The sequence below is a fragment of the Ferrovibrio sp. genome, from assembly GCF_025869515.1.
Classification (GTDB): domain Bacteria; phylum Pseudomonadota; class Alphaproteobacteria; order Ferrovibrionales; family Ferrovibrionaceae; genus Ferrovibrio.
Map to the genome: position 1 here is coordinate 1 of NZ_JAOZVR010000126.1, position 24,453 is coordinate 24,453.

Genomic DNA, 24,453 nt, shown 5'->3' on the forward strand with positions numbered 1-24,453 from the left:
CGATACCTTCGACCGAAGATAGTCGACTTGTTCTCGGTCACCTTTCGCGAAGGTATGCACGTCAGATGGGGGGGGCGATACGGATGTTCGCGCGTGGGCCAGCACCATGACAAGCCTCGCCAACTTGAGCGCCGCGGGCGAGGGGCGGCGAGACAGGCCGGTACCGAGGGCCTCGCTTCTCAGCATCGCGAGGTTATGCTACGGGGAAGAGAATAATAGGAAATTGAACGTAAAATTGGTCTACCCGGGCCGCGAATGTCGGAAAAGTCGTGCTGAATGAAGTGGTATTTTTGCCTCAACGACGCGGGCTTGCTGGGATTTGCGGAGATCGTCCTCGTCGCGGCCCATTCTGCGTTAAAGAATACGGACCTCGAGGCTCATCTTATCTATGATGGGTCGAAGAATGAAATAACGGAGTATTTGTCTTCGATCGGTGTGAACATCCACTATCATCGCAGTGGCGCAGCCCATTTGATTGATGGTGCCAAGGTGCAGTTCGGCTATGTCCCCAGTGTGGCGCGAGGTGCCTATCTTCGGTTGGATATACCATTGGTCGAACAGAATGATGAATACGTTATTTATACTGATTGCGATGTTATTTTTTTCTCAATGCCTAATATTGTTGGTATGAAGCCAGATATATTGGCTGCGGTTCCTGAATACGCATCCACTACAACGACGCCTACGCCATATAATAAGATCTTCAATTCTGGTGTCATGCTATTGAATGTCCCAAGATTTGGAGCGGAGCGTGCGTCATTGGTTGAGTTTTCCAGATTGAACGATTTCTATTTTCATGGGGATGGTGGGTTTTATGACCAGGGTGCATTGAACAAATTCTTCACCGGCCGCTGGACTCAATTGTCTCAAGCCCTGAATTGGCGCCCCTTTGGCGGTGCGTCGATGCCGCCGACTATTCTTCATTTCCATGGCACGAAGCCATATGAGCTGGCCTATATCCTCGCCGGGGAAACACGGCCCGAGCGCGTTCGTCCTATCGCAAGGCAACTGTTTAATCTGCAGCCTCTGGCCTATCTCATGGCCTGCGAGGCCTATCTGGATCATTTGCCGGCCGAGGCCGAAAGGCTGGTTGCGGCGGCATCGCCCGGTACGACGGGCTTCGTAACGCTCGGACGGGAGCGAGCTCACGAGGCGATTGGCAGGATGAGGCAAGAACTTGCCGGCAGCGCGGCTGAGGGAAATTTCGGATGATCGGCACAAAGGGCATCCGGTGGGGTCGGTTCGCCATTTGAGTAACGATGCCTGCCGGAGCATCATGATCGGCGACCGATGCCGTCATCGACAACCGGACGGCTACCTCGTCAACGGATCTCGCCTCGTCGCTCTTGATTGCGTGGCCATATGCTGGCGGATGTCGGCACGGTTGCCCTGAGGGTAAAGATCAGCGGCGGCGACGCGACCCGGACACAGTATGCAAGGTGAGACATGGCAAGCCCGTGTCGCCGGAGAGGGGTGGCGCCACTTGCCGCTGGCGGCTCGATTTTCATCAGTAGTGCGTCTGAAGCTCTCACTTTTGTGACGCTGTGCTGGCCTTCCCGAGCTCAACGGAAGGTCGGTGGCGGAACATCATTGATTACGGTTCCGATAGGGGGGATGAATCGGCGATCAGACCCCAGTGTCGAAAGTCGCCGGGTCGATTGGTGTCGATCGCGAGACTGCCCGCAAGTCCGCCAGAGATACCCAGAATGCGCCGACCTTCCTGTCCTGTGGCCGCGCCACGCACAGCCCGGATCACAGATGCGCCATCCATTTGGAGAAACATCCTTACAGTCGCCCAAAGGCCGCTCGAAACCGCGGCCATGAATGCAGATCGGAGCCTGCGCCCCGACATGGTGGGGTGCCAAGGATATGTGTCGGTCGCCGGCAGCGACCGATTTTATCGCGGCGTGCACGTCTTCACGACCGTGCAGTGCCGCTCGAGGATATTGGGGTCATTCGCCGTTTTCATACACAGACCACGCGGCGCGCGAGCGTGGCAGGCAGATACATTCGCCTCGCACAGGACCGTCATCGAAAAGCCATTGGGTGGGTTCCGACGGGTGATCTCCACCATACAGATCTCAGCGCCGGCCGCATTCGTCAGGCCGACAAAAGCAAGGCACATTGTCACACATTTGAACATCATGGCTTATTGTACCGATCATAGGGCCGGCGAAGCTGAGTTCGCTGCGAACCATAGCAGATGGCCCGCAGCGCGTGGCATGCGGTCATGCCCAAGATGCGCGAACCGGACGGGGCATCTGGCACAGGCCGTGTCGGCGTCCATCGCGGCCAAGGCGCTTGGTGAGGCGCCACGCATGATCGGCTGTCGGGGGATGGGAGCGTGACGGTCATGCCCTGCCTCGCCGCGCAACCAACCTCCACCAATATGCCTCTCCACCGACTTCTGCGTCCCGTTGCGGACGGCTATCCTGCCTCGATGGACGCCCTCCTTCAGTTCCTTCTGCGCATGGCATTTTGGCTGCGCAAGCGGCCCTCGCGCGATCATGCCCTCGTTATCGCGATCGTGGTCGTGGTGGCGGCGTTCTGTGTCGGCTTCGAAGCGATGTTCGGTTGGCCTCAATGGCTGACGCTCGAGCGAACGCCGCGCACGCTCCTGATGAGGCCATAGGTCACGAGCATGGAGCCGGGAGGCATGAGCGTCCCCTGAACGACTGGGCACGCAATGCGCCCCGCATCGGCCGGTTGGCTAGCTGTTCCGGTGGCCGACCAGCCAGACGAGCGCGACGCTGACGGTAAACCAGCCGCCGAATATCGCGACCACCCAATCAAGCCAATCCATTGCGCGTTGTCCTAGATGTATCTGTTCATCTTCATCAGAATACATTCAAACGGTGCAACGTCACGCGCGTCATCCTAGCGCCGCCGCTGGATCGGGCTCAGCACGAGCAAGGGTCAATATTCACGCCCGGGGGGAGGGTGGTACGGGCCGAACGCATGCCTGGGGCAATGGCGCGCCCGGCCCGTCCGATCCATCCGTCGAGTCGAACAGAGGAGCGGCGGACTTCAATAGCGCCTGAGGCGCGGGGCGACAATCTGGGCTTTGGCACCCACCCCGTGTCCCTGCCTGCCCGACGTGTCAGAGCAATGAGCCGTCGAGGTTGGGCGGCTGCAGACAGAACGCGCCATTGCGCAATGCCGGTCGTCGTCCGGCCCCCGAACGGTGCCGGGCTGGCTTTGATTCATGGCACCTTGTTGGAAGTGATGCCGGGCCTGCATGCCGGAGATGGCGTAAGAGCGCGCTCGGTCTCGGTGGAGTGGTGGCGGGGTCGAATGAGAGCCGCCGGTTTCGTCGCGCGCGGCTCGGGGACGCGTTACTCTTTTGGGGAAAAGAGAGAGAGGAATCACCATGCGATTCACTTGCGTCATGCTGACCTCGCTGGCGCTAGCGGGCTGTGAATTGCCTGCTGCCAGCCCTGATCAGGTCGCCTTGCCCGCAGCTCTGGAGTTGACGGCGGCGCAGCGTGCGATGGTTGAGCGAGGTGTAAAAGTCAGCATCACCAATCCAGCCTCTGCGAGGTTCGAGCTACTGTCGGCCACACGCTCCGACAAGGGCGAGATCACGGTATGCGGCATCGTCAGCGTCAGCCCACGCAATGACCGCAAGCTTCCTTTCACCGGCTACCTGTTTCACGACGTCTTCACCGTGTCGGCCATCGCCGGTAGCGATGAGTCGCGTGATGCGGTTCGGCTGGCCTGCAGCAAGGCGGGCATCGCGCTTGCTCCTGTATAGGCTGTGGCAGGTCTGCCGTCGGTCCGCGACCGGCGGGAGGCCTTCTGTTGGTCATTGGCGCGCCAACTCTCGACAGCTTGCGAGGGCCGTTTTGCCAACCGATCGGCGCCGGTGGCGTCAGGGGGGCGGTCTGCGCGGCCTGACTTCTGCGTGGCGTTCCTTGCCGATCTGCGGCAAGGGCGAAGAGTGAGGGGAAAATGCCGGACGTCATCCTGGCCAGCCAATACCGGCACGTAGAGCTGCCAGCACTTCGACTGCTACGCTGCATCTATCGCCCGCGGCTCGATCGGAACGAGTGGCGCCCTCTTGGAGTGCTGATCATCAGTGATGCACGACCGGAGTTCAGCTCCGTCAGGCGCGCCTTCTCCAAAGGGGAGGATGTGCAATGGTGGGTCGAATAGAGCCTTCGCGCGAGCTTGATGCCTCCCCACGTCGTCCTCACTCATGTTACGCTGGAGTTTTCCGGGAGGCGGGGGCGCTTTATGCCCAGATATGATGTATTTCGCTGGCGTGGGCTGGTGCCTGTAGACCAGATAAATGCGGAGCCATTTGATCGCCTCGACGAGGCGGAGGAGTGCGTGCGGCGCTTTGCTGAAGCGCATCCGTTAGGCAGTGGAGAATTTGCGAGAATCCGAACCAGTCATGACGTGGCGGATGCGGTAATCGCTTCACAGGCGCGCGTCCACGCGGCCGAGTGATCGCTGCCACCGGAGCGCTTCCCTCACATGAAAGGACTCGCTGCGTGTTGCAGGGGAATTCGTGAAGGGGCGCGGAAAGTTCGCGTCCTCACTTTACCTGCAGGCTGCTGGCTGACGTCTTGCCGGACCGTTTATCGGTCTCGATCTCGTAGCTGACCTTCTGCCGATCCGCGAGACCGGGCAGGCTGGCGCGTTCGACTGCCGAAATGGCCACGAAACGTCTGGGCCGGCCTGATCGGGTTGAGTAAAGCCATCACCCTTCTGGTCGTCGACCCGTTCACGGTGCCCATCGCCACATTGTCATTCCCGCCGGATTGCCACAGCGCTGCCCGCTGTCACGCAGCGTCTGGCGTCAGATCGCATAGGCGTCGTCGCGATGCCAATTCGCTCTTCGGGCCTGCCACCGAGCGGACGGCGAGGCGACGCCTCGTGCATTTCGTCATGCCGATCGATCCAAACATGCCTTTCTGCGCCGGGACTTCGGAGTGGGCAACATGACGGACAGGCATCCGCCATGTCGGAACCGGACGAGGACTGAGGAGGCGGGCCGGCTCGCCTGAGCGACATGGGTGTTGGATCGGTCGCCTGTATTGCGAGAGGAAGCGTTAGTGGCGACGGCTATCATCGCATTTGAATCGACAGCGCCAGCCGTCTTATCGTGCCATCGACGCGCGGAACCTTCAGGCCTTGAAGGAGGTTGGCTGAGCATGTCAGGCAAAGGCGAGGAACGTTGCCATGGAAATCCGCTGCTGTTACCGGATCGAAGTCGTGTGTTCTCAGCCGACCCCCGCCATTCTTCTCCTCGATCCGCACCCCAGCCGCGATGCGGACATCGTCAATGGACCCCATAACGCCGTGACGTCGTTGACGGATGCCCGCGACATACCCCGGGGCGAATATACCGACGGCTTCGGCAATCGCTGCCGTCGCCTCGTCGTGCCGCCCGGGGGCGCTGCGTTCACCAACGACCTGATCGTGCGGGACACCGGCACGGGAGACCAGGTCGATCGCCATGCCCGGGAGGCCTTCGCCGAGGATCTGCCCTCGGAAGTGCTCACCTATATGCTGTCCAGCCGGTACTGCGAAGTCGACGAGCTTTCCGCGACCGCGTGGCAGCTATTCGGCACTACGGCTCCGGGTTGGGAGCGGGTCCAGCGGATCTGCAACTATGTGAACGACCGGATTCGTTTTGACTATCAGTGCGCTAGGGCCACACGCACGGCAGCCCAGGCTATGGACGAGCAAGTCGGCGTGTGCCGCGACTTCACCCATCTGGCTGTCGCGCTATGCCGTTGCATGAATATCCCCGCGCGGTACTGCAACGGCTTCCTGGGCGATATCCGTGTCCCGCGCGATCCCACCCCTATGGACTATAATGCGTGGTTCGAGGCTTATCTCGGGGGCAATTGGTACACGTTCGACGCCCGCCATAACGTGCCGCGTATCGGCCGCATCCTGGTCGCGAGAGGCCGGGACGCCGCCGACATTCCGTTGATCCACACCTTTGGGCCGCACATATTGCAGAAATTCGAGGTGATCACCCAGGAGGTCACGGCCGATTGTCAGCTCCCGCAGGGGAGGGACAAGCAAGCGGCCCGGCGCCTCGAGCTTCGTGGCGCCGCCTGAGGCCGGTGGCACGACGAGCGTCCTCTGTGATCTTCGTCCCCCGGATGAAGAGGCTGACGCGAGCCTCGAACACGCACCGACCCCAGAAAGCCGTGTCGTGTTTCTATCGGGGGGTAGGGAAAGGACGCGGGTCGCGCGCCTGTCATGCCTGCCGATGCGGGCTGGCGCGCGCGCTTGTCAAACAGCGTCGGAACGGCAGGTCGGATAAGCGCGCAATAGGGACATCGCTGGGGATGCGATTGGCCGGGGTCGAATCCTATTTTTGAAGCGCCTGCTTCCCTCACGGTCCGATTTTTCACGCGAGCGGCTCACCTGCGCCATCAGCGGGACGCCGTCGCTTCGGCAAGGCGCTGGACAATCGTGGTCAGGGACATGAGAAACAGACCCGCCACTGTCGAATATGCCGCGCTTTGGTGGGTGAGTTGACTCGTCGATAGCGAAGAGAAAACGCCACCGAGAAGGACGGCAGCTAAGGGAGCCACAGTTCCGATGATCCAGCAGTAGCGGCAAAGATTTCGGCAGTGATGAAAGGCATACAGCATTTTCGGCCCCATCGTCAGCTGTTGGTAGGCCCAGACGCCTGCCACGAACGCTCCACCGAGGATCCAGAACCATCGGGGCTGAAACATATAGGCCACTAGATTTTCAGCAGAAGCCGCGATGGATAACGCCGTGGCTCCGCACGCGGCCATGACCCCTAACCAGCGGTAAGTATCTACAGCGTTTGACACACAAAATCCTTGGTCATTTATAATGAAGATATTCTTCAGTCGAGTTTTTTAAGCGCTCGAATAATGAGAATGCAAAGCCGGTATTAGAAGTAAATTCGGATCTATCGGAGCTCAGCATCGCACCTCCGCGCCTAAGGCGGTTAGGCATACATGTTGTCAGTGAATGGACGATTCGGGACATTCACTATTTCCAGCTTAGTATATTCATAGCAGCCCGCTTCCGCGATACGTGTCAGCAATGTCGCTTCATCCATCAGCGGAGGCTGGTTGGCCGACGGCCATCGACGCAGCCTGTAGGTCTTGTCACGTCACTGAAGACCCGGCCGACTCAGCGACGATCCATCAGTGGGCAATGTCGTTTATAGCCGCGCGTGCAGGTCCGTTGCGACTATGAACTGTTATCTGCCGATCGACGTCGGTGGCCCGTAGGTCGTCTCGTCGGGCAACCACGTACCCTCAAAGCGAGAGTCCGGGCGGGATTTTCGTGGCGGGTTGAGTGCTGGGAGAGAGGCTGCCGGCGCCCGTCATGGAGGTTGATCCCCATGAACATGCAGGTCCTGGATGTCGGTCACGCCGCTGGCGGCGGCTACAAGGTGGATGTCACGCGCGGCGAGCGGGTTGGCCGCGTGTCTTCGGAGTGGTTCAGGCGGCCAGATGACGAGCGCTTCCTGTCGCTCGGCGAGCTGGCTGCGATGGTGCGGGGCCGGGCCGATCACAGCCGGTCGCGCCTGGTGGAGACGTCCCGCATCCATGTGGAGGCAAGCCGCTCCAATGCCGAGCGGCTGGCGCTGGTGCTGCCCGGGGCGGATGCGCCCGTCGCGCCCACGCACTGGAGCTTCGGCCAGCTTGCTACCCAGGTCGGCGCGCCCGCCGCCTATCTGCGCAATCTCCCGGCGGCGCTCGCCGGCATCAATCTGCAATATGGCCTGACCGCGCACCGCGCCGAGCAGATCAAGACCTATGAGACCGCCAATGGCCGCGTCGAGCTGCGTGCGGTGACCGGCCCGGACTATGGCCGCATCTATGATCACGAACTGGTCGAGGCGGTGCAGCGTATCGCCGGCAATGGCACCGGCGACACGCGCTGGAAGGTGCCGGGCGTGCTCGACGGGTCGACGGGCGTCTACAATCCGCGTGTCGACATCAGCAAGGATACGACGACGCTCTACGCCTCCGACCGTGACGTGTTTCTCTTCCTCGTCGACGATCTGAACCCGATCGAGGCGGGGCGTTTGCCCGACGGCTCGCCGGACCTCTATTTCCGCGGGTTCTACTGCTGGAACTCAGAGGTGGGGGCCAAGACGCTCGGCATCGCGAGTTTCTATCTGCGTGCTGTGTGCCAGAACCGCAATCTCTGGGGCGTCGAGGATTTCCAGGAGATCACCATCCGCCACTCCAAATACGCTGCCTCCCGCTTCGCGCACGAGGCAGCGCCGGCACTCACCCGCTTCGCCAATTCCTCGCCCATGCCCTTCGTCAATGGCATCAGGGCTGCACGGGAGAAGATCGTCGCGCGCACCGACGAGGACCGCAGCGACTTCCTGCGCAACCGGGGCTTCTCCAAGGCGGAGACGGCCAAGATCATCGACACGGTGCTGGCCGAAGAAGGGCGTAAGCCCGAGAGCATCTTTGATTTCGTGCAGGGCATCACTGCCGTCGCACGCGACAAGCCGCACCAGGATGCGCGGCTCGACCTCGAGGGCCGGGCCAAGAAGCTGCTCGATCGAGCCGTCTGACTTCCGGAAAGCCGGAGATGCGGACAGCCGTGTCTCCGGCTTTGCGCTTTTGCGGATCTGCGGTTCTGCGGCGTCGCCCTCCAGAGTGAGAGGGCGGCGCTGCGCTTCGTGACGGGTTGGAGGCCGAGAGAGAGGCTCCCGGCCGCCCGTCGCGGAGGTGCCTTCCATGGCGACCACTGTTCAAAAGATCACGCTCTCGCCCTCGCGTGACATCCCCTTCAACAAGCTCCTGCTCAGCCAGTCGAACGTCCGGCGCATCAAGGCCGGGGTCTCGATCGAGGAACTGGCCGAGGATATCGCTCGCCGCGGCCTGCTGCAGGGCCTCAGCGTCCGCCCCGTCGTCGATCAGGCCGGCGTCGAGACTGGAATGTTCGAGATTCCCGCCGGCGGGCGGCGCTATCGGGTGCTGGAACGGCTGGTGAAGCAGAGGCGCCTTGCCAAGACGGCGCCGGTCCCCTGCGTCATCCGGGAGGGCGGCATCGCCGAGGAGGATTCGCTCGCCGAGAACGTCCAGCGCGCGCCGCTGCATCCGCTCGACCAGTTCCGCGCCTTTCTGGCGCTCCGCGAGAAGGGCCAGTCCGAGGAGGAGATCGCCGCCACCTTCTTCGTCTCCGTCGGCGTGGTGAAGCAGCGCCTCAAGCTTGCCTCGGTCTCGCCGGAGCTGCTCGATGTCTATGCCGAGGACGGCATGACGCTCGATCAGCTCATGGCCTTCACTGTGTCTGGCGATCATGCGCGCCAGGAACAGGTCTTCGAGCGGCTGAAGACCTCCTATGACAAGCAGCCCTATGCGATCCGCCGCATGCTGACCGAAGGGGCGGTCCGAGCCTGCGACAAGCGCGCCTATTTCATCGGCCTTGAGGCCTATGTCGAATCTGGCGGCACCATCCTGCGCGACCTGTTCCAGGGCGATGACGGCGGCTGGCTGCAGGATGTCGCTCTCGTCGACCGGCTGGTGGCCGAGAAGCTCAAGACCGACGCCGACGCTGTCGCTACCGAGGGATGGAAATGGGTCGAGATGGCACCCGACTTCGCCTATGGCCACACCTACGGTCTGCGCCAGCTGCGCGGTGAGACCCTCCCGCTCACCGCCGAGGAAGAGGCCAGCCGCGCCGCTCTGCAGGCGGAATATGATCGCCTGTCCGATACCTATGCCGAGGCGGACGAATTGCCGGACGAGGTCGATGCGCGGCTCGGCGAGATCGAGACGGCGATCGAAGCTTTCGAGGCGCGTCCGATCACCTTCGATCCGGCGGAGGTGGCGCGCGCCGGCGCCTTCGTCAGCATCGCCCATGATGGTGCGGTGCGCATCGAGCGCGGCTATGTGCGGCCCGAGGACGAGTTGTCGGAGGAGCCGGAACGCGACGCGGAGGACGCTGGCGCGCACCCTGCCGTGTCGGCGACCACGGGCACCGGCGAAGCCGTCATGACGGAGGTGCCGATCTCCGATCCCGAGGAGGACGAGGGTTTGTCTCCCATCTCGGACCGGCTGATGACCGAGCTGACCTCGCATCGTACGCTCGGCCTGCGCCAGGCGCTCGGTGAGCGGCCCGATGTCGCCTTCCTCGCCGCCCTGCATGTCCTGACGTTGAAGAGCTTCTACCGCTATGGCTCGGATAGCTGCCTCGAGCTCGACCTGAAGAGCGTGACTTTCAATGCGCAGGCGCCAGGGTTGAATGACAGTATGTCGGCCGCGGCAATCCATGCCCGGCATGAGGGCTGGGCCAAGGTCCTGCCGAAGGAATCGGTCTGTCTATGGGAGGCGCTGGAGGAATGGGACAACGACAGTCGCTCCGGCCTGTTCGCCCATATTGTGAGCCTGTCGGTGAACGCCGTTCATGAAGCCTGGAACCGGCGCCCGCGCGCGCTCAACCATGCCGATCAGCTCGCCCGCGCCGTCGACCTCGACATGGCGGCGGCCGGGTGGGCGCCGACCGTGGATAATTTCCTCGGCCGAGTGACCAAGGCGCGGATACTGCAGGCGGTGAGCGAGGCGAAGGGGGCGCGCGCGGCGGAGCGCATCGCGCACCTGAGGAAGGGTGACATGGCCCGTGAGGCCGAAGTTCTGCTCACGGAGACCGGTTGGCTGCCGGAACCGCTGCGCGGATCCAATCCGACAGCTGGCGAAGAAACGGCGGCGCAGGACGGCACAACGGCCATGGGCAAAGGCGAACGCCTTGAGGATACTGAGGACACCACGGACATCCCCCCTGCCGTGGCGGCGGAGTAGACCTCAACACGATCCTGAACCTCGGCCCGCCGGCTCTGTCGGCGGGCCTTTGTTTTTGGAAAGCTCGCTATGTCAGGGACTGCTCAACATCTGTCGCACCAGCTCGCCGATCGAGCGGAGGCGGTCTGCCGCCACTATCTCTCCAATGGGCGCCGGGAGGGTTGTTACTGGCTGGTCGGCGATATCAGCAACACGCCGGGCCGCTCGCTCTTTGTCCGGCTCCATGCATCCGCGAAGGGGCCGGCGGGTAAATGGACCGATGTCGCCACGGGCGAACATGGCGATCTCCTCGACCTCATCCGCGGATCTCTGGGTCTCATCGACTTCACTGACGTTGCCGAGGAGGCGCGGACCTTCCTCAACCTGGCGCATCCCGAACCAGAGCCCATAGCACCACGTCGCTGTGTCATGCCGGCTCCATCAGGATCGGTCGAAGCCGCACGCCGGCTGTTCGCCATGGCGCAGCCGATTGCCGGGACGGTCGCAGAGGCGTATCTGCGCCAACGCAGCATTACGCTTCTGCACGGAACCGGAAACCTGCGGTTCCATCCCCGCTGCTACTACAAGCCCGACGATGGTCCGACCGAGACCTGGCCGGCCATGATCGCCGCCGTCACCGACCTTAGCGGCAGGATCACCGGCGTACACCGCACCTGGCTCGCACCCGACGGCTTGGGCAAGGCGCCGATCGACACGCCTCGTAAGGCGATGGGAAGCCTCCTCGGTCATGCCGTGCGCATCGGTGTGCAGGGCAGCGTGATGGCAGTAGGCGAAGGCATCGAGACCATGCTTTCGCTCCGGCAGGTCCTGCCAAATTTGGGCGTAGCGCCGGCGCTCTCGGCAACACATCTCGCAGCCATCCTATTCCCCGATACGCTGCGTCGGCTCTACATCGTCCTCGACAACGACCTGGCCGGCGACGTGGCGCGGAACAGCCTGGTCGAACGCACGAATGCGGCCGGAATCGAGACACTCACGCTCTCACCGACGCTTGGGGACTTCAACGAGGATCTTCGGTTGTTCGGTAGTGAGGCGCTTCGGGCGAATGTCCGCGGGCAGCTCGCTCCAGAAGACGTTGCCCGGGTCATCACTCTGGCAGCCTAGCGGGCAGGGATGAGCATGGCGGGGTTCATCGCCATGTGGATGGATACGCCACCTATCGGAGAGGACCGCATTTCGGCCTTGGAGAGGGCGATCGGCCCATGGTCAGACCGGGTCGGCAATGGCTGCGACCGGCTATTTTCCGGCACGGCCTTCAGGCCGCTTTCCATCGCGAGGCAAAATAGCCGGCTTGTCGCCATCCTTCGCGTCGCTCCGGCCCGGTCGCGTGCCCGCGTCCAGGTGCAGGCCCGTCCTGCCCGTGCGCTTCGTCGCCATGAAGGCCGCGACGGCAAGCGGTCTAAACCGACGGAGCGTCCCATGAGCAGGCATGACGACCACGAGCCGCACCACGTCTCATCCCCAACTGACCACTTGATCCAGGAGTTGCAGCTCCACTTCTATCGTCCTTCCGAAGATGAGCGTGATCAGCGCCCGCCACCGGAGGACCGCCTCATCGAAGGCGCCGTCGCCGACATCTTCGACGCCCTGGTCGCCACGATCACCGACACCAGCCTCGATGCCGACCTTCCCGATCTCCTCTGGTCGACCGTCAACATGTTCCATCGCGCCGTGGACCGGATCGAACAGAAGCTCGACGATAACGAGCAGGCCCGGAAGCAGATTCAGCGCGAACAGGACGGATCCGAGGTGAAGTCCCTCCAGCTCGAGCGCCTGATCGACATCGGCATGAACCTGATCGGCCGGCGCGACGGCATGGAATCCTTCCGCGAGGCCGCCGCCGACCGCTACCGTATCGCCGCCGGCTCTCCCTGGACGCCACGGGCCGGATCACGGGTCAACCATCGCAATCTCACCGCGACCCTGATCGACAGCCGGGATTTCCTCGCGGCCAGGCGGCGCGCGGATAACGAGGTGCTCGTGCCCGCCGGGCCGAAGATCGCCTTCTCGGGTGGCGACACCGCCGATCACAAGCAGATCTGGTCCAAGCTCGATCAGATCCACACCAAGCACCCGGACATGGTGCTGCTGCATGGAGGGTCGCCCAAAGGCGCCGAAAAGATCGCGTCCCTCTGGGCCGACAGCCGTAAGGTACCGCAGGTGGCCTTCAAGCCCGACTGGACGAAGCACGCCAAGGCCGCGCCCTTCAAGCGCAACGATCAGATGTTGAACGTCGTGCCGATCGGGGTCGTGATCTTCCCTGGTACGGGCATTCAGGACAATCTGGCCGACAAGGCGCGCAAGATGGGCATTCCAGTCTATCGGTTCGGCTCCGGCGGCGCATGAGCGCCGCCGGAACAGACCCTCTCGAAAACAATGGCAAGCTGCCTCGCTTGCTATCAAGGCGATCAGATTTACTGGCGGCACCATCATGCCGGCAGTAACGATCCGGAACCCGCCCGAGGCGACACACCGCGCCCTCAATGTGCGCGCGGCACAGTCAAAGAAGCCGGTCCATGGTGCTTCCTTCCACCTCGGCGAGAAGACCAAAGAAGCACCTTCCGGCTCCTGTATTCGGCCGCCGGGGTCAGCGTTCGCGCCAGAGCGCGGCACCGCCGGTGAGGCCGGCGTCGTTATCGGCGAGGCTGACATTGGCCGGCAGCGCGATCTCAACATGCTTGGCATTGCCGCCACCGAGATAGAGATGATCATAGTGCAGCAGCACATAGAGCAGCTCGATTACCCGGCCGACATGGCGGTTCCAGTGGTGCTTGCCGTGAGCCTCATAGGCGCTGACGCCGAGATATTCGTCATAGGTCAGGTTGTCGTGCACCGGATGGTGCGCCAGCTCCATATGCGGCATCAGCGCCCCGTCGCGGAACAGCGCGGTGCCCGCGCCGGTGCCGAGCGTGAGCACCATTTCCAGCCCCTTGCCGGAGACGATGCCATAGCCCTGCATCTCGGCATCGTTGATCAGCCGTGCCGGGGCGCCGAGGCGTGCCGACATGGCGTCGGCCAGCGCGAAGCCCTCCCAGAGCTCGGTGCCGAGATTGGGTGCGGTGAGAACCTTGCCGTTGCGCACCACGCCGGGGAAGCCGATCGAGATTCGGTCGAAGGCAGGATGCTTCGCCGCCATGCCGGCATAGGCATCGAGCAGCGCCTGCGGGTGGCAGGGATCGGGCGTGTCGACCCGCTCGCGCTCCGAGATCATGGTGCCATGGTCGTCGATCACCGCGCATTTCAGCCCGGTGCCGCCGATGTCGACCGCGAGAATGCCCGCCGCTTTGCCTGTCATGTCGTGCTCCCCCTCAACGCGATGCGCGCGCCGGCTCGGCGACCCGCCGGCTCACCTCGTGCTCGGCCTCGTCCGCGCTGGCGTGAAACAGCGTTCCCTCGCCATCGATCATGACGGCGAAGTCCTCGCCCTCCCACTTCTCGGCCTCTGGCCAGAAGAAGGTGAACCGCAGGTGCCGGCCATGCTGCGCGGCAGTGGTTGGCAGATCGGCGATGTGGAGGCCGAAGCCGGTCGGGCGCGTCGGCGTGTCCTGGGTGGTAGTCCAGCCGTCAAGCGACCAATGGATGACGGCCGGCGCCGGCAGCTCGATGCGTAAGGCGAGCCCGGCGGGCAGGGAGCGCAGCTTCTCGTTGAAGTGCCAGAGGCGACGCGGCGAGGTCACCTTGTCCACGAGATAGCGCTGTACGGTCTGCGGCGGCGTGTCGAACACCTTGCCGTCCTGCAACGAGCGCAGCAGCTTGATGTGCTCGGAATGCGCCCAGACCAACGGCATGGCGCTGCCCGAGGGGCGCCCCTTGAACAGCTCGCGCGCGGGAATGTCGTCTTGGTCCCACACCTGCTCGGGCAGCAGCCCGCCCGGCCCGGCGCAGTCCTCCAGCGTGACAAGCAGCTGCCCGGCCCGCACCAGATTGCCGGCAGCGATCTCGTAATGGGCGCGCTCGCCGGTGAGAAGCGGCCAGGCCCGGCCGACGCCGGTGCCGTCGAAGGGCGAGCCGTCCTCGTGTTCGCCATAGCCGTCGCCATTGTAGCGGTACCAGACCGGTCCCTGTGGCAGCTCGACCTTGAGGATGGCGTCGATGGCCTTGATGGTGGCGAGGATGCGCGGATCATCCGGTGCACGCAGACCGAAGCGGACCAGCGCCAGCGCGTCTGGGCTGATGAGCTGCGCCGCCGGCTGGTCGGTATCCGCCGGCGGGCGATTCTTCACCGGCACGAAGCCGTCGAGAGGCGAGGCCGCATCCGCCGTCTCCGGCGGAGCGACGCGCACATAATAGCCCTCGATGCCCAGCCGGTCCGCGAGATCCGTGCCGGTGGCGAAGGTCCAGTGCTCGATGGAGTCGTTCCAGGCATCGGCCTTCTCGCGCAGATATTGCGCGTCGTCCGTGCGGCCGGCCAGCTCCATCATGTCGGCGGCGGCCAGCAGCGCGGCGATCTCCGCCGCCAGGGTAAAGGGCGAATAGCCGGCATCCTCCTCCCAGCGGTCCTGGCCGGTGACGGGGCCGTTGAGGACGATGAAGCGGGCGGCGCGCTCGATCATGTCCATGTAGCCGTCGAGTTCGCCACGACTGAAATGTCCGCCGCGGCGGATCATGTCGGCGAGCAGGATGGGGAAGGCGCATTCGTCCATCTGCACGCCGTCCCAATAAGGCGCGCCGTCGAGCCAGACATTCTGCGACCAGTGGCCGTCCTGTTCCTGGATGCCGCGTAGATAGCCCAGCACGGACTTGGCCTCGTCGATCGCCCCAGCCGCGAGCAGGCCGCCGGCGTTCTCCACCAGGTCGCGCGGCCACACCAGGTGGTAGCCGCCGAGGTCTTCGTCGCCCTTGTTGAAGCCCCAGGGAATGGAGAGACTTGCGATGATGGCGCCGGGCATCGAATAGGGCTGGTGGGTGGCCAACACGATGGTGCTGGCGCGGTAGGTGTTGATGTTCGAGCGGTTCTGCGGGTGGTCAAGCGGTGCCAGCGTGCCCTGCCAGGCGCGCCAGCCCTGCACATAGGTGCGGCGCAGCTCCTCGAAGCCTTCCTGCAGGCTGGAGATGGCGCGGAACCCGGCTTCCTCCGGCCGGGCGCCGAAGCCGAGCGCGACCAGCATCTCGCCGCCACAGGCGGCAAGGTCGACCTCCGCGCTGAGCGCAACATTGCCGCGCTCGGCCCGGCGATAGCGCTCCTCCAGAGCGCCGGTGTGGGTGAGCTGCTGCCAGCCGTCCGAGGTGCCGACATAGCCCACGGAAAGCGCCTTCCACGGCACCGAGCCGGCGAGCGCCAGCGACTGGCCGCGTCGGCCGGAGGCGAACAGCATCGGCGTGCCCTTGTAGTCGCCCGCCCAGCCGGTGTTGTCGGCTCCCGCATTGATGAGATGCGGCGCCAGCAGCGCGAACAACCGATAGTCCGAGATGTCGCCGATCAGGGCCTCGAAGGTGACCTTCTGAAGCAGCACCTCCCGGCGCGGATCGGTGAGAATCTGCTTCTGGATGCGCCAGCGCCCGTCACGGGCCGTGTTGAGCAGGTGGTAGGCCGGCACGCCGTGCTCGAGTACGCCGACCTCATGATCGGCGTCGCGCTTCTCCTCGGCGAAATAACCGTCCGGCCCGGTGACGAGGAAGCCGAAGTCCCGGGTGCAGGCGATGTCGACGCGCGGATAATAGATCTCGTTGAGGATGCCGTGGCTCAGGGTGAACCAGAGCCGGCTCGCTGCCGTGCGGGCTGTGCCCACGCCCACCTTGGCACTCGATGTCCAGCGCGCCGGGCCGCCGGGGCCGCCGGGCGGCGTGATGGCGTTGTCCTCCGTCATGGATCGTTTCCCCTCAATCGTTGGGCCGCCGATCAGGATCGCGGCCGGGAGTAACCTGGAGCGACTTGGACAGGCTGCCAAGCACGCTGGGGGTTTAAGGGGGCACTTTATTCCTGTGGCCGAGCGCGGCTTTTTGCTTCGCCATGATGTTCGATGCGTCTCGGGCGTGCCTTGATGGCCACCGTCATCGCCCGCGTCATCAGCTTGCCCGACAGGGAGCGGAGAGTCGAAGTCTCGGCTTCGGATATCCGGTACGGCAGGATTGGCGCGCGTGGAGGACGGCGGTCGCGTCGCAGTCGAAAGGACCGTTGAGCCACAGCGTTTCGTCGGCGTTGACGGCACCAGGAAATGCCCGGCTTGGCCCGGTTCAGGGCATCGTCCGCCGGTGCAGGCCGGTTGGGTCTCTGTGTCGGGCGCGAGGGCCATATCATCTCCGTCGACCATCCGCCCGTGCCCGCTCCAGACGGCCTCTTCAATGGCCCGATCTGGCCGAAGGCCGGCTTCGCCTCGTGCGCCTATGCCACAACGGCTGTTCCCGACTTTCTTCCCCTGCCGAGACCCACCCCGCGCGCCGAGCCGCACGGGGACCCCGGATCGCCGCCATTCCTCGCGAAGCAACAAAGTCGCGCCTGCGCCGTCCTCCGCTGCGCTGCGGTCGCAATCCTCACCCCATCGCGCGAGCGCGATGGGGCCCCGAGGCGATGTGTCGTCGCTCGCCTCCGGTCTGTCGATCGCCATCGAGGCCGCAATGGTGCGAGCTCGAAAACGGAAGATCGGAGATTTATCATGGCGACCATCGGCACCTTCAAGAAGACCGGCTCCAACGAATTCACCGGCGACATCGTCACCCTCAGCGTTCAGGCGAAGGGCGTGCGCATCGTCCCCGACACCCGCGCCACCGGCGAGAACGCCCCCAGCCACCGGGTGCTTGTCGGCCGCGCCGAGATCGGGGCCGCCTGGTCCAAGCGCTCCAATGAGGGCCGTGACTATCTCGGCCTCAAGCTCGATGATCCGAGCTTCATCGCTCCGATCTACGCCAACCTGTTCGATGACGAGGACGGCGAAGGCTTCTCGCTGATCTGGTCTCGCCCCAACGGGCGCCGCGGTGACTAAGACCGCGCCTGGATCATGGCCCCGGTCTCACCGGCCGGGGTCAGTCGGGCGGCCTGTCACTTCTCGTCAGGGGGCAGAACGAACTCGACATGGCTGACATCCAGAGCGCGGGCAAGCTCATAGAGCGTGATGATCGTCGGATTGCGCCGGCCCCGCTCAAGGCCACTCAGATATTGCTGGCTCAGACCTGAACGCTCGGCAACCTGTTCCTGCGTCAGGTCCTTAGCCTGACGCAGGCGGGCGAAATTTCGTCCGACCAGCTTGCGCATATCCATGCGCAAACCGATCGCAATTCTGTCATGTCAAGTTTATCAACTATAATATGTAACGGCTAATCTGCTTTGCGCGCTGGCGTACTGAAGCGAACGCCAGCCCCGCCGCCATTCTCGGGAATGAACTCGATGCCGGCGGCTTCCAATGCCGATCACCGCAAAGCTCGATGCCATAATCCGGCTCGGCGAAACGCACGACGACAGCGTGGAATTCCCGTGGCCGCAACTGCGTGTCCTGAGGGCGGAGCTTCATGCCCTCTCGGCTGCTCCCATCGATCTCGTTGCACCCGGTGCCGCGAACACCGATCCTCGTCGTTCTGTCAGCGCTCCCAGTTGAACGCACGCAGGCGTGGGTTCGCCGCAAAAGCCTCGCGGCCGAAGCCGATCCGCAGGTCAGGAAATTCGCAGATGGCCTGCACACCTGAGGCGCTCAACCGGATGCGCCAGGTCTGGCGCTCCACCGGCTTCGCTTGCGCGAAGGCGTTGCAGGCCAGGATCGCCACATTGGTCCCGCCCGCGCCATCGCGCACGGAGGAATAGCGAATGAGCTCGATAGCGGCCGCCCGCGCCGTGTCGGCGAGCGCCTGGGTCGCGCCATAGTCGGTGAGGCTCGTCCAATGCGCCCGGTCGCGCGCGAGCGGTGGCGCGGTCAGGTCGATTGACCGGTCGGTCGCGACCTCGGCGGCAAAAGCGGTGTAGTCACCGGAATCGGATGGCCAGGGCGTTCCCGGCGACTCGGCGAAGAACAGCAGCCGGTAAAACGCCATCTCGGCGACCGCCGTGCGCGGCTCCTCGGCCGCGTAATAGACGCCCGGGGTTCGTCCGGCACGGCGAAAGCGTGAGCCATGGGGATAAGGGGCGTCGTAGCGGAACGGCGTCGCGAGGAGATAGTCGAGATGCCGGCACTCCGGTGGGACGGCTGGCTTGGTGACCTCGATCAATTCCTCCAGAAGCGCCTGCTCCTCCAGCGTGTCGACGAGCTTGAGGGTCGACACGCGGTGCTGGGCCTCCACCAGCCGCCAGCATCGCCCCCGATAGGTCCGCGCTTCAGACGACAGCGCGTCGTGTGTCCAGATAGGCGATGGCATGGGTGAGCCCTGATACGGTCTGGATGCTCTCGATCGGCCTGCCGCCGAGCGCGCTGTTCTCCTGGCGCAGCCAGGCGCGCGCCACTGTCTCGTCGCCGCCGACGATCGCATCGAGTGACCGGAACAGGCGGACAAACAGTAAAGCGAGTTCGAACGGCTTGGTCCCGCGATCCAGCGAGAAGGTGCCACGTTTCATCCGCGAGACGGTCGGTTCGGACAGGCCGATGACGCTGCCCAGCGTCCTGGCTGAGACGCCCAGATGATCGGCCGCGCGCAGCACCGCCTTGGCAACGACCGCCCCTTCCACTGCCAGCGTATTCCTATGAGCCGCGTCTCGCATCGAGTTCTCCTACCCACTGACAAGATATGGGTGATTCCTTTCTCTGGAAAGGGCGCCGGATGAAATACACGAGACACCTCTCCTCCACGGCTTACTTAGCCACCCTCATCGCGCAGACGGTCCGCCAGAACGGTGAGCGCCCCGGCATCGCCTTCGAGCGCCGTGAAAGCATAAGGGTTCAGAAATTGTCGGCCCCAGAGCAGGTTGCGATCGACCTCGCTGAGCTTCGCCTCGACGCACACAAGCGGCCAGTGCGTGCCGATGCCGCGCAGCTGATCGCGTACAAGAGCGATGGCAGTCTCGCGCGAGAGCTGGAAGTAATGCGCGGCATCCAGGCAGGAGGCGATCCGGCTCAGTCGATTGTTCCCGCTGATGAGCATCGCCTGCGTGGCCTCCTGGCCCGACCGTCCTTGCGGGCATATGTCGTAGGCCGGCGTCAGCGTGAGACTCTCGCCGTCCCAGAAGGCCGCATGGTTGCGCGCATGATCGTCCGTGTTGCCGCACAGAATGTTGAACACGATCCGGGCAAACAACTCACGCAGCGTGGCCCCAGGCGCCGTGAAGCGATGGCGGATGGTCTCCGCCAGGTCCTGATAGCTGGCATAGCGCGCCATCATTTCATCGAGCCCCAGAATGGTCAGCGCCGAAACCATCGCCTTGCGCTGCCAGCCATCTTCGGCCCGGACGCGATCGAAACGTTCGATGAGAAGCACGTCCTTTCCGGCGGCGTGGGTCAGGGAAACGGACGCCGCCGTGATGCCGCACAGCGCGGCCAGGCGCATCGCGACATATTCGCTCTTCACCAGACTGTAGAGATCGGAGGAGGAGGAGAATTTCGCGATGCGCTTCGTATCCCCGTCTTCCAGCAGGGCCTTCGGTCGTGCGCCGCCGATCGAGCTGCCGTGATGCAGGGCCTGATCGAGCTCGACCGAAAGCGCGAGCCCCTTCTCGACACGCTCGGCGGACTGGAGCAGTTCGTCCAGCGTTGCGCTCGACGCCTGACGCGGCGTGTGGAGACTGGCCGAGCTCTGAAAATCGAGAGCGCCAATGCGATCAGAGCCTGATTCGAGCAAATAGGCGAGTTCCGACAGATCGCGCTCCGCGACGTTATCGACCTTCACCCCGAACAGGCGGTTCACGATGACACGCCGGCCCCAAGCGTCGGGAGCCCCATCGCGGATGCACCCCGCCAGTGTCAGTCCGGCTGGGGGCGGCAACGCGCCGGCACGCAGCGGTAGCTCCGGCAGATAGAGCGGAATGGCGTCGCCCCGCTCGCGATAGCTGCGGCCATAGGTGAAGGTGATGAGGCCGTCTTGCGCCTGCAGGCGGCCGGCCACGACAGGAGCACGCGCACCCGGCAACCAGATCCAGACAAAGGCCTGCTCATAATGCGGAAGGCTAGAAGTCATCATCCGCCTGCGTTCCTGCCTTATAGATATGCTTGGGAAGGAGTGCGATGCGGTCGTCGGCACGCTCGGACAGGGTCATGACTCCCTTCTCGTCTTCATCAAACAGCTTGATGCCGACAATGGCGGCGGCTTCAAGCATCAGGCCGAACTCGACCTTGGGATCTCCCTTTTCGATGCGTTGCAACGTGCTGCGCGATACGCCGACACGCTCGGCAAGCTCCTGTGCCGTCAACTTGCGCCGCAAGCGCCCCAGACGGATCATCTTGCCCAGCAACTCCATCGCCGCCAGCGCATAGCGAGAATAGGCTCGGGTCGTGGGAGACGGCATCTCAATGGCCTACCTGTGAGCCTTTTGATATAGATATGGATCATATATAGATCATTTCATCCGTCATGCAATGATCTGCCGTCGCGCTCTTCAGCGCGCGATGTGACGAGTCGAACGTCATCGTTTATATGCCGCGCCTTCCGCGATGCCGACACCTCATCACGTGATGCTGCTCCACGACCTGCCACCTCACCGGGTCGTCGTTCTAGGCTCTCGCTCCTCACGATGAAGAGCGACGCTCGCCATGACCCGAGCCTTCCTCGACGCGCCGCCCGATGCGCCGACCGTCACCGACTATGATCGTAGTCATGCCGTGCTCTATCTGCGGCTGCTCGATGCCGAAGCGGCGGGCGCCGACTGGAAGGAAGTTGTCGCGCTGCTGTTCGGCCTGGATCCGCTCACGGCCCCGGAACACGCCCGGCGTGTCCACGCGGCCCATCTGGCCCGGGCGCGCTGGATGTCGGCAGAGGGATATCAGCAACTCCTGCGTCGACCCGACAAGTGATCGGGTGATGCCGGCTGGGCATCAGGCCATGTCGTTGGCGTTTCTTCCCGAAGTCTCTTTGAGACGAGATCGTCGGGCATATCGCGGCACGCTCGAGAGGGATCCGGATGGTCCTGCAATCGGCCTGGCAGTCATCAGAGACTTACACCTTTGTAGATACCCTCTCGCCAGCACAGATCGCCTGGGAATGGCTTCGGCGCAACGAGGCGTATCGGCAAGACTTTGCCATACTCCGTGCGGCCGACGGAGCCGAGGAGGAGACCCTCGCGGCGCTCATGCGAGCCCGCTGGGGTCTGCGATTTCCCGATCGATCCCGCACATGATGCACGAGACGCTTCCGTCATCTGGGACCTGAAAACTGACCCCGGCCTGATTACGCTAGTCGCGCCGTGCGACACCGCCTGTGGCCGCCTGACCGCTGGCAGTACGTCTCAAGGCACGGACCATCACCTGCATTCATCCAGCTATTTGATCGCCGGCGCGGGCTGCGATGCGATCACTGTTACCCTACCCAAAGGCCATTGCCTCGATCCATCCCTGTGCGCCCTCGTCCCGATGGACGCGCACCTGCCGGATCGAATTGAGGCCCTGTTGCGGCTATGGAACCATATGCGAACAGGGGCCATGCCGCCGGACCGGAGAATCACGCACCAGCAGCGCAACCGCCTGCGTCACATGCTGCAGGCCGGCGATGGCCATCGTGCGGGTGCGACCTATCGTGAGATCGCTATAGGCCTATTCGGCGCGGCTCGGGTCGCGGCAGCGCCCTGGAAAACCTCATCCCTGCGCGACACAGTCATCGCCCTGGTCGGGGACGCACGCCGCATGATCGAGGGAGATTACCGCAAGCTCCTGCATCGGCGCCGACGTCACGTCTCGCCCCTCTAGGGTGGGGATTCTAGCCCCCAGTCTTCCCCATCCCTCCCGACATTCCTCCTCCGCCACCGTGGTCACCGTCCGCCGCCGCACTCCGGCGGCTCCCGCCACGCCTACGGAGGCCCGCTCCATGCGACCCGATCTCGCCACCCTCCCGCCGCGCTATCTGCGCACCAAGGAAGCCGCCGAGTTTCTCAGCCTTTCAGCCCGCACGCTTGAGAAGCACCGCACCTATGGCACCGGTCCCGCCTATCGCAAGCTCGGCGGGCGCGTCGTCTATTCCATCGACGACCTGCAGGCCTGGACCGAGCGCGGTGCGGTCACCTCGACCTCCGATCCGCGCGGCACCGTCCTGCCGGCCAAGCGCCACGCGCTTGTCGCCGGTTCGTTCGCCGGCCGCGGCGCGCGCTGAACGTCCCCATGGCAGCGCGGCATCACAGCCTCTCGGAGCGCGGACAGCTCGATCTGTTCCGCGCCTTGCCGGGGGGCTTCGCACTACGCGATGCGCAGGATCTCATGGCCTATCCCTTCTTCTCCCTCTCAAAGACGCCGCGCGTCGCACCGATCGATTTCCGGACCGGCAGCATCGCCATCCGGGTCGAGGCCGTGCCCGACCACGGCATGGCGACGATCTGGGACGCCGACATTCTCATCTGGGCCGCCAGCCAGATCGTCGAGGCGCGCGACGCGGGGCTTCGCACCTCGCGCCTGATGGCGGCGACGCCCTATGAGATCCTCACCTTTGTCGGGCGCGGCACCTCCCTGCGGGATTATCAGCGCCTCAAGGCCGCGCTCGACCGTCTACAATCCACGACGGTCTCGACCACGATCCGCCAGCCGGCGGAGGGACGCCGGCACCGCTTCTCCTGGATCAATGAATGGCAGGAGCGCACCGACCGCAACGGCCGGCCCGATGGCGTCGACCTCATCCTGCCGGACTGGTTCTACCGCGCCGTGCTCGACGATGCGCTCGTGCTCACCATCGACCGCGCCTATTTCAGCCTGACGGGCGGACTTGAACGCTGGCTCTACCGGCTGGTGCGTAAGCATGGCGGCCACCAGGACCATGGTTGGAGCTTCGATGTCGCGCATCTACACGCCAAGTCCGGCAGCCTCTCGCCCCTGAAGCACTTTGCCTATGACCTGCGCGCGATCGTCGGCCGCCAGGCACTGCCCGGCTACCGGCTCGGCATGCGTCGCCAGACGGACGGTGCAGACATCCTGTCCTTCGCCGAGATCGACGCTGCACGCCTTGCCCTGCCAACCCGCCGCCGTCTCGCGACCATCCGACCTGGGGACAAGCTGTGAATCATCTCGTGCTATCGGGGACCGGCACCCTCGTGCCATCAGGGACCGGTTCCTCGTGCTATCGGGGACCAGAATCGACGATTCACCGTTCTGAATCAGAGACTTCTGGCGCCCTTAACTTCTCTAACCCGGATTCCTTCGGAATCCTTCTAACGGAACTACGCCATTCTACTTCGACGAGCCCGTCCCCGCTGAACGTGCGGAGTGCGCCATGATCGTCGCGCTCCTCAACCAGAAAGGCGGGGTCGGCAAGACGACGCTGGCGCTCCATCTCGCCGGACAATGGGCTCGGCAGGGACGGCGGATCACGCTGATCGACGCCGACCCGCCGATCCCGAGCACTGGATCAAGGCAGCCGATGTCTCGACGGAACGCCGCCCCGGTGCCGCGTTCACCGCGCGGCTCACCATCGATGTAACGCCCGACCTGCGCGGGCGGATCAAGGTCGCTGCCTTCCGGCGCGGCGTCACCGTCGCCGAGATGCTGCGCGACCTGCTCGCGCGCGAATTCCCTCCCACATCAGGAGATCAGCCATGAGCGAGGTTTTTGCGCCCCGCGCGGCAAGCACGGCAACCGTGTCCAGTCCCCCGTCCGATGCCCTGACCCATGTCGAGCTGACCCATATCGAGAAG

General features: G+C 64.0%; 23 protein-coding genes and 2 pseudogenes. 16 read left to right on the plus strand and 9 right to left on the minus strand.

Features of this window, described 5'->3' with window-relative positions; translation table 11 throughout:
- The first annotated feature begins 276 nt into the window (after nt 1-276).
- The 3 genes from OJJ21_RS24250 to OJJ21_RS24260 all read left to right on the plus strand — a co-directional run bounded on the left by OJJ21_RS24250 (nt 277) and on the right by OJJ21_RS24260 (nt 3,754).
- Entirely contained in the window at nt 277-1,212 is a 936-nt protein-coding gene (locus OJJ21_RS24250) for a glycosyltransferase (protein WP_297690534.1), read from the plus strand.
- Nucleotides 1,213-2,344: 1,132 nt separating this feature from the next.
- The gene (locus tag OJJ21_RS24255; protein ID WP_297690535.1) at nt 2,345-2,632 is read left to right on the plus strand and encodes a hypothetical protein; all 288 of its coding nucleotides are present in this window, start codon (nt 2,345-2,347) and stop codon (nt 2,630-2,632) included.
- 756 nt (nt 2,633-3,388) lie between these two features.
- Nucleotides 3,389-3,754 carry a hypothetical protein gene (locus tag OJJ21_RS24260; protein WP_297690536.1) on the plus strand — a complete coding sequence of 122 codons (366 nt, stop codon included), beginning with the start codon at nt 3,389-3,391 and terminating at the stop codon, nt 3,752-3,754.
- A 786-nt stretch (nt 3,755-4,540) separates the two neighbouring features.
- On the opposite strand, the pseudogene OJJ21_RS24265 reads toward OJJ21_RS24260, so the two are convergent.
- Nucleotides 4,541-4,713 (minus strand): annotated as a pseudogene (locus tag OJJ21_RS24265) (cold-shock protein); the annotation flags it as partial.
- Between the two features lie 474 nt (nt 4,714-5,187).
- On the opposite strand from OJJ21_RS24265, the gene OJJ21_RS24270 reads away from it, so the two are divergent.
- A complete protein-coding gene (locus OJJ21_RS24270; RefSeq protein WP_297690537.1) occupies nt 5,188-6,078 on the plus strand; it encodes a transglutaminase family protein in 891 nt (296 codons plus the stop codon).
- A gap of 320 nt (nt 6,079-6,398) precedes the next feature.
- Here OJJ21_RS24270 and OJJ21_RS24275 read toward each other — a convergent pair whose 3' ends face one another.
- Nucleotides 6,399-6,809, minus strand: coding sequence for a hypothetical protein (locus OJJ21_RS24275; protein ID WP_297690538.1), 411 nt, complete (start codon nt 6,807-6,809; stop codon nt 6,399-6,401).
- A gap of 542 nt (nt 6,810-7,351) precedes the next feature.
- On the opposite strand from OJJ21_RS24275, the gene OJJ21_RS24280 reads away from it, so the two are divergent.
- The 4 genes from OJJ21_RS24280 (at nt 7,352) to OJJ21_RS24295 (ending at nt 13,121) form a co-directional block, all read left to right on the plus strand.
- Nucleotides 7,352-8,545, plus strand: a complete 1,194-nt coding sequence (locus tag OJJ21_RS24280; protein WP_297690539.1) for a DUF932 domain-containing protein — start codon at nt 7,352-7,354, stop codon at nt 8,543-8,545.
- Between the two features lie 166 nt (nt 8,546-8,711).
- Complete coding sequence (locus OJJ21_RS24285) at nt 8,712-10,775, plus strand: ParB/RepB/Spo0J family partition protein (protein ID WP_297690540.1); 2,064 nt, start codon at nt 8,712-8,714, stop codon at nt 10,773-10,775.
- 69 nt (nt 10,776-10,844) lie between these two features.
- Nucleotides 10,845-11,879 carry a toprim domain-containing protein gene (locus tag OJJ21_RS24290; protein ID WP_297690541.1) on the plus strand — a complete coding sequence of 345 codons (1,035 nt, stop codon included), beginning with the start codon at nt 10,845-10,847 and terminating at the stop codon, nt 11,877-11,879.
- A 315-nt stretch (nt 11,880-12,194) separates the two neighbouring features.
- The gene (locus OJJ21_RS24295) at nt 12,195-13,121 is read left to right on the plus strand and encodes a DUF2493 domain-containing protein (protein ID WP_297690553.1); all 927 of its coding nucleotides are present in this window, start codon (nt 12,195-12,197) and stop codon (nt 13,119-13,121) included.
- Between the two features lie 241 nt (nt 13,122-13,362).
- Here OJJ21_RS24295 and OJJ21_RS24300 read toward each other — a convergent pair whose 3' ends face one another.
- The gene (locus tag OJJ21_RS24300) at nt 13,363-14,070 is read right to left on the minus strand and encodes an ROK family protein (protein WP_297690542.1); all 708 of its coding nucleotides are present in this window, start codon (nt 14,068-14,070) and stop codon (nt 13,363-13,365) included.
- Between the two features lie 13 nt (nt 14,071-14,083).
- On the minus strand, nt 14,084-16,582 hold the full coding sequence (locus OJJ21_RS24305) for a glucan 1,4-alpha-glucosidase (protein ID WP_297690543.1): 2,499 nt from the start codon (nt 16,580-16,582) through the stop codon (nt 14,084-14,086).
- Nucleotides 16,583-17,368: 786 nt separating this feature from the next.
- Between OJJ21_RS24305 and OJJ21_RS24310 the strand changes: the two genes are divergently transcribed.
- Nucleotides 17,369-17,695 (plus strand): DUF736 domain-containing protein, encoded by a 327-nt coding sequence (locus tag OJJ21_RS24310; RefSeq protein WP_297690544.1) that lies wholly within the window; start codon nt 17,369-17,371, stop codon nt 17,693-17,695.
- 56 nt (nt 17,696-17,751) lie between these two features.
- Here OJJ21_RS24310 and OJJ21_RS24315 read toward each other — a convergent pair whose 3' ends face one another.
- The 5 genes from OJJ21_RS24315 to OJJ21_RS24335 form a co-directional block, all read right to left on the minus strand.
- Nucleotides 17,752-17,970 carry a helix-turn-helix transcriptional regulator gene (locus OJJ21_RS24315; protein WP_297690545.1) on the minus strand — a complete coding sequence of 73 codons (219 nt, stop codon included), beginning with the start codon at nt 17,968-17,970 and terminating at the stop codon, nt 17,752-17,754.
- A gap of 317 nt (nt 17,971-18,287) precedes the next feature.
- Complete coding sequence (locus OJJ21_RS24320; RefSeq protein ID WP_297690546.1) at nt 18,288-18,962, minus strand: RES family NAD+ phosphorylase; 675 nt, start codon at nt 18,960-18,962, stop codon at nt 18,288-18,290.
- Nucleotides 18,963-19,014: 52 nt separating this feature from the next.
- On the minus strand, nt 19,015-19,395 hold the full coding sequence (locus tag OJJ21_RS24325) for an MbcA/ParS/Xre antitoxin family protein (RefSeq protein ID WP_297690547.1): 381 nt from the start codon (nt 19,393-19,395) through the stop codon (nt 19,015-19,017).
- Between the two features lie 95 nt (nt 19,396-19,490).
- Nucleotides 19,491-20,807 (minus strand): HipA domain-containing protein, encoded by a 1,317-nt coding sequence (locus tag OJJ21_RS24330; protein WP_297690548.1) that lies wholly within the window; start codon nt 20,805-20,807, stop codon nt 19,491-19,493.
- On the minus strand, nt 20,794-21,132 hold the full coding sequence (locus tag OJJ21_RS24335; protein ID WP_297690549.1) for a helix-turn-helix transcriptional regulator: 339 nt from the start codon (nt 21,130-21,132) through the stop codon (nt 20,794-20,796). The genes OJJ21_RS24330 and OJJ21_RS24335 overlap by 14 nt, the downstream gene beginning before the upstream one ends.
- A 244-nt stretch (nt 21,133-21,376) precedes the next feature.
- Between OJJ21_RS24335 and OJJ21_RS24340 the strand changes: the two genes are divergently transcribed.
- The 7 genes and pseudogenes from OJJ21_RS24340 (at nt 21,377) to OJJ21_RS24365 (ending at nt 24,358) form a co-directional block, all read left to right on the plus strand.
- On the plus strand, nt 21,377-21,637 hold the full coding sequence (locus tag OJJ21_RS24340; protein WP_297690550.1) for a DUF2285 domain-containing protein: 261 nt from the start codon (nt 21,377-21,379) through the stop codon (nt 21,635-21,637).
- 107 nt (nt 21,638-21,744) lie between these two features.
- A complete protein-coding gene (locus OJJ21_RS24450) occupies nt 21,745-21,960 on the plus strand; it encodes a DUF6499 domain-containing protein (RefSeq protein ID WP_366093725.1) in 216 nt (71 codons plus the stop codon).
- A 232-nt stretch (nt 21,961-22,192) separates the two neighbouring features.
- Complete coding sequence (locus OJJ21_RS24345) at nt 22,193-22,525, plus strand: DUF2285 domain-containing protein (protein ID WP_297690554.1); 333 nt, start codon at nt 22,193-22,195, stop codon at nt 22,523-22,525.
- Between the two features lie 118 nt (nt 22,526-22,643).
- On the plus strand, nt 22,644-22,925 hold the full coding sequence (locus tag OJJ21_RS24350; RefSeq protein WP_297690551.1) for a helix-turn-helix domain-containing protein: 282 nt from the start codon (nt 22,644-22,646) through the stop codon (nt 22,923-22,925).
- An 8-nt stretch (nt 22,926-22,933) separates the two neighbouring features.
- A complete protein-coding gene (locus OJJ21_RS24355) occupies nt 22,934-23,821 on the plus strand; it encodes a replication initiator protein A (RefSeq protein WP_366093728.1) in 888 nt (295 codons plus the stop codon).
- Nucleotides 23,822-24,032: 211 nt separating this feature from the next.
- Nucleotides 24,033-24,149 (plus strand): annotated as a pseudogene (locus OJJ21_RS24360) (ParA family protein); the annotation flags it as partial.
- A complete protein-coding gene (locus OJJ21_RS24365; RefSeq protein WP_297690552.1) occupies nt 24,104-24,358 on the plus strand; it encodes a hypothetical protein in 255 nt (84 codons plus the stop codon). The pseudogene OJJ21_RS24360 and the gene OJJ21_RS24365, both read left to right, overlap by 46 nt.
- Nucleotides 24,359-24,453: the final 95 nt, after the last annotated feature.

What these genes read in the sequence shown, in the direction of transcription:
- OJJ21_RS24250 (WP_297690534.1), top strand. Translation starts at nt 277, where the DNA reads ATGAAGTGGTATTTTTGCCTCAACGACGCGGGCTTGCTGGGATTTGCG.
- OJJ21_RS24260 (WP_297690536.1), top strand. Translation starts at nt 3,389, where the DNA reads ATGCTGACCTCGCTGGCGCTAGCGGGCTGTGAATTGCCTGCTGCCAGC.
- OJJ21_RS24270 (WP_297690537.1), top strand. Translation starts at nt 5,188, where the DNA reads ATGGAAATCCGCTGCTGTTACCGGATCGAAGTCGTGTGTTCTCAGCCG.
- OJJ21_RS24280 (WP_297690539.1), top strand. Translation starts at nt 7,352, where the DNA reads ATGAACATGCAGGTCCTGGATGTCGGTCACGCCGCTGGCGGCGGCTAC.
- OJJ21_RS24285 (WP_297690540.1), top strand. Translation starts at nt 8,712, where the DNA reads ATGGCGACCACTGTTCAAAAGATCACGCTCTCGCCCTCGCGTGACATC.
- OJJ21_RS24290 (WP_297690541.1), top strand. Translation starts at nt 10,845, where the DNA reads ATGTCAGGGACTGCTCAACATCTGTCGCACCAGCTCGCCGATCGAGCG.
- OJJ21_RS24295 (WP_297690553.1), top strand. Translation starts at nt 12,195, where the DNA reads ATGAGCAGGCATGACGACCACGAGCCGCACCACGTCTCATCCCCAACT.
- OJJ21_RS24300 (WP_297690542.1), bottom strand. Translation starts at nt 14,070, where the DNA reads ATGACAGGCAAAGCGGCGGGCATTCTCGCGGTCGACATCGGCGGCACC.
- OJJ21_RS24305 (WP_297690543.1), bottom strand. Translation starts at nt 16,582, where the DNA reads ATGACGGAGGACAACGCCATCACGCCGCCCGGCGGCCCCGGCGGCCCG.
- OJJ21_RS24310 (WP_297690544.1), top strand. Translation starts at nt 17,369, where the DNA reads ATGGCGACCATCGGCACCTTCAAGAAGACCGGCTCCAACGAATTCACC.
- OJJ21_RS24315 (WP_297690545.1), bottom strand. Translation starts at nt 17,970, where the DNA reads ATGGATATGCGCAAGCTGGTCGGACGAAATTTCGCCCGCCTGCGTCAG.
- OJJ21_RS24325 (WP_297690547.1), bottom strand. Translation starts at nt 19,395, where the DNA reads ATGCGAGACGCGGCTCATAGGAATACGCTGGCAGTGGAAGGGGCGGTC.
- OJJ21_RS24330 (WP_297690548.1), bottom strand. Translation starts at nt 20,807, where the DNA reads ATGATGACTTCTAGCCTTCCGCATTATGAGCAGGCCTTTGTCTGGATC.
- OJJ21_RS24335 (WP_297690549.1), bottom strand. Translation starts at nt 21,132, where the DNA reads ATGCCGTCTCCCACGACCCGAGCCTATTCTCGCTATGCGCTGGCGGCG.
- OJJ21_RS24340 (WP_297690550.1), top strand. Translation starts at nt 21,377, where the DNA reads ATGACCCGAGCCTTCCTCGACGCGCCGCCCGATGCGCCGACCGTCACC.
- OJJ21_RS24450 (WP_366093725.1), top strand. Translation starts at nt 21,745, where the DNA reads ATGGTCCTGCAATCGGCCTGGCAGTCATCAGAGACTTACACCTTTGTA.
- OJJ21_RS24345 (WP_297690554.1), top strand. Translation starts at nt 22,193, where the DNA reads ATGGACGCGCACCTGCCGGATCGAATTGAGGCCCTGTTGCGGCTATGG.
- OJJ21_RS24350 (WP_297690551.1), top strand. Translation starts at nt 22,644, where the DNA reads ATGCGACCCGATCTCGCCACCCTCCCGCCGCGCTATCTGCGCACCAAG.
- OJJ21_RS24355 (WP_366093728.1), top strand. Translation starts at nt 22,934, where the DNA reads ATGGCAGCGCGGCATCACAGCCTCTCGGAGCGCGGACAGCTCGATCTG.
- OJJ21_RS24365 (WP_297690552.1), top strand. Translation starts at nt 24,104, where the DNA reads ATGGGCTCGGCAGGGACGGCGGATCACGCTGATCGACGCCGACCCGCC.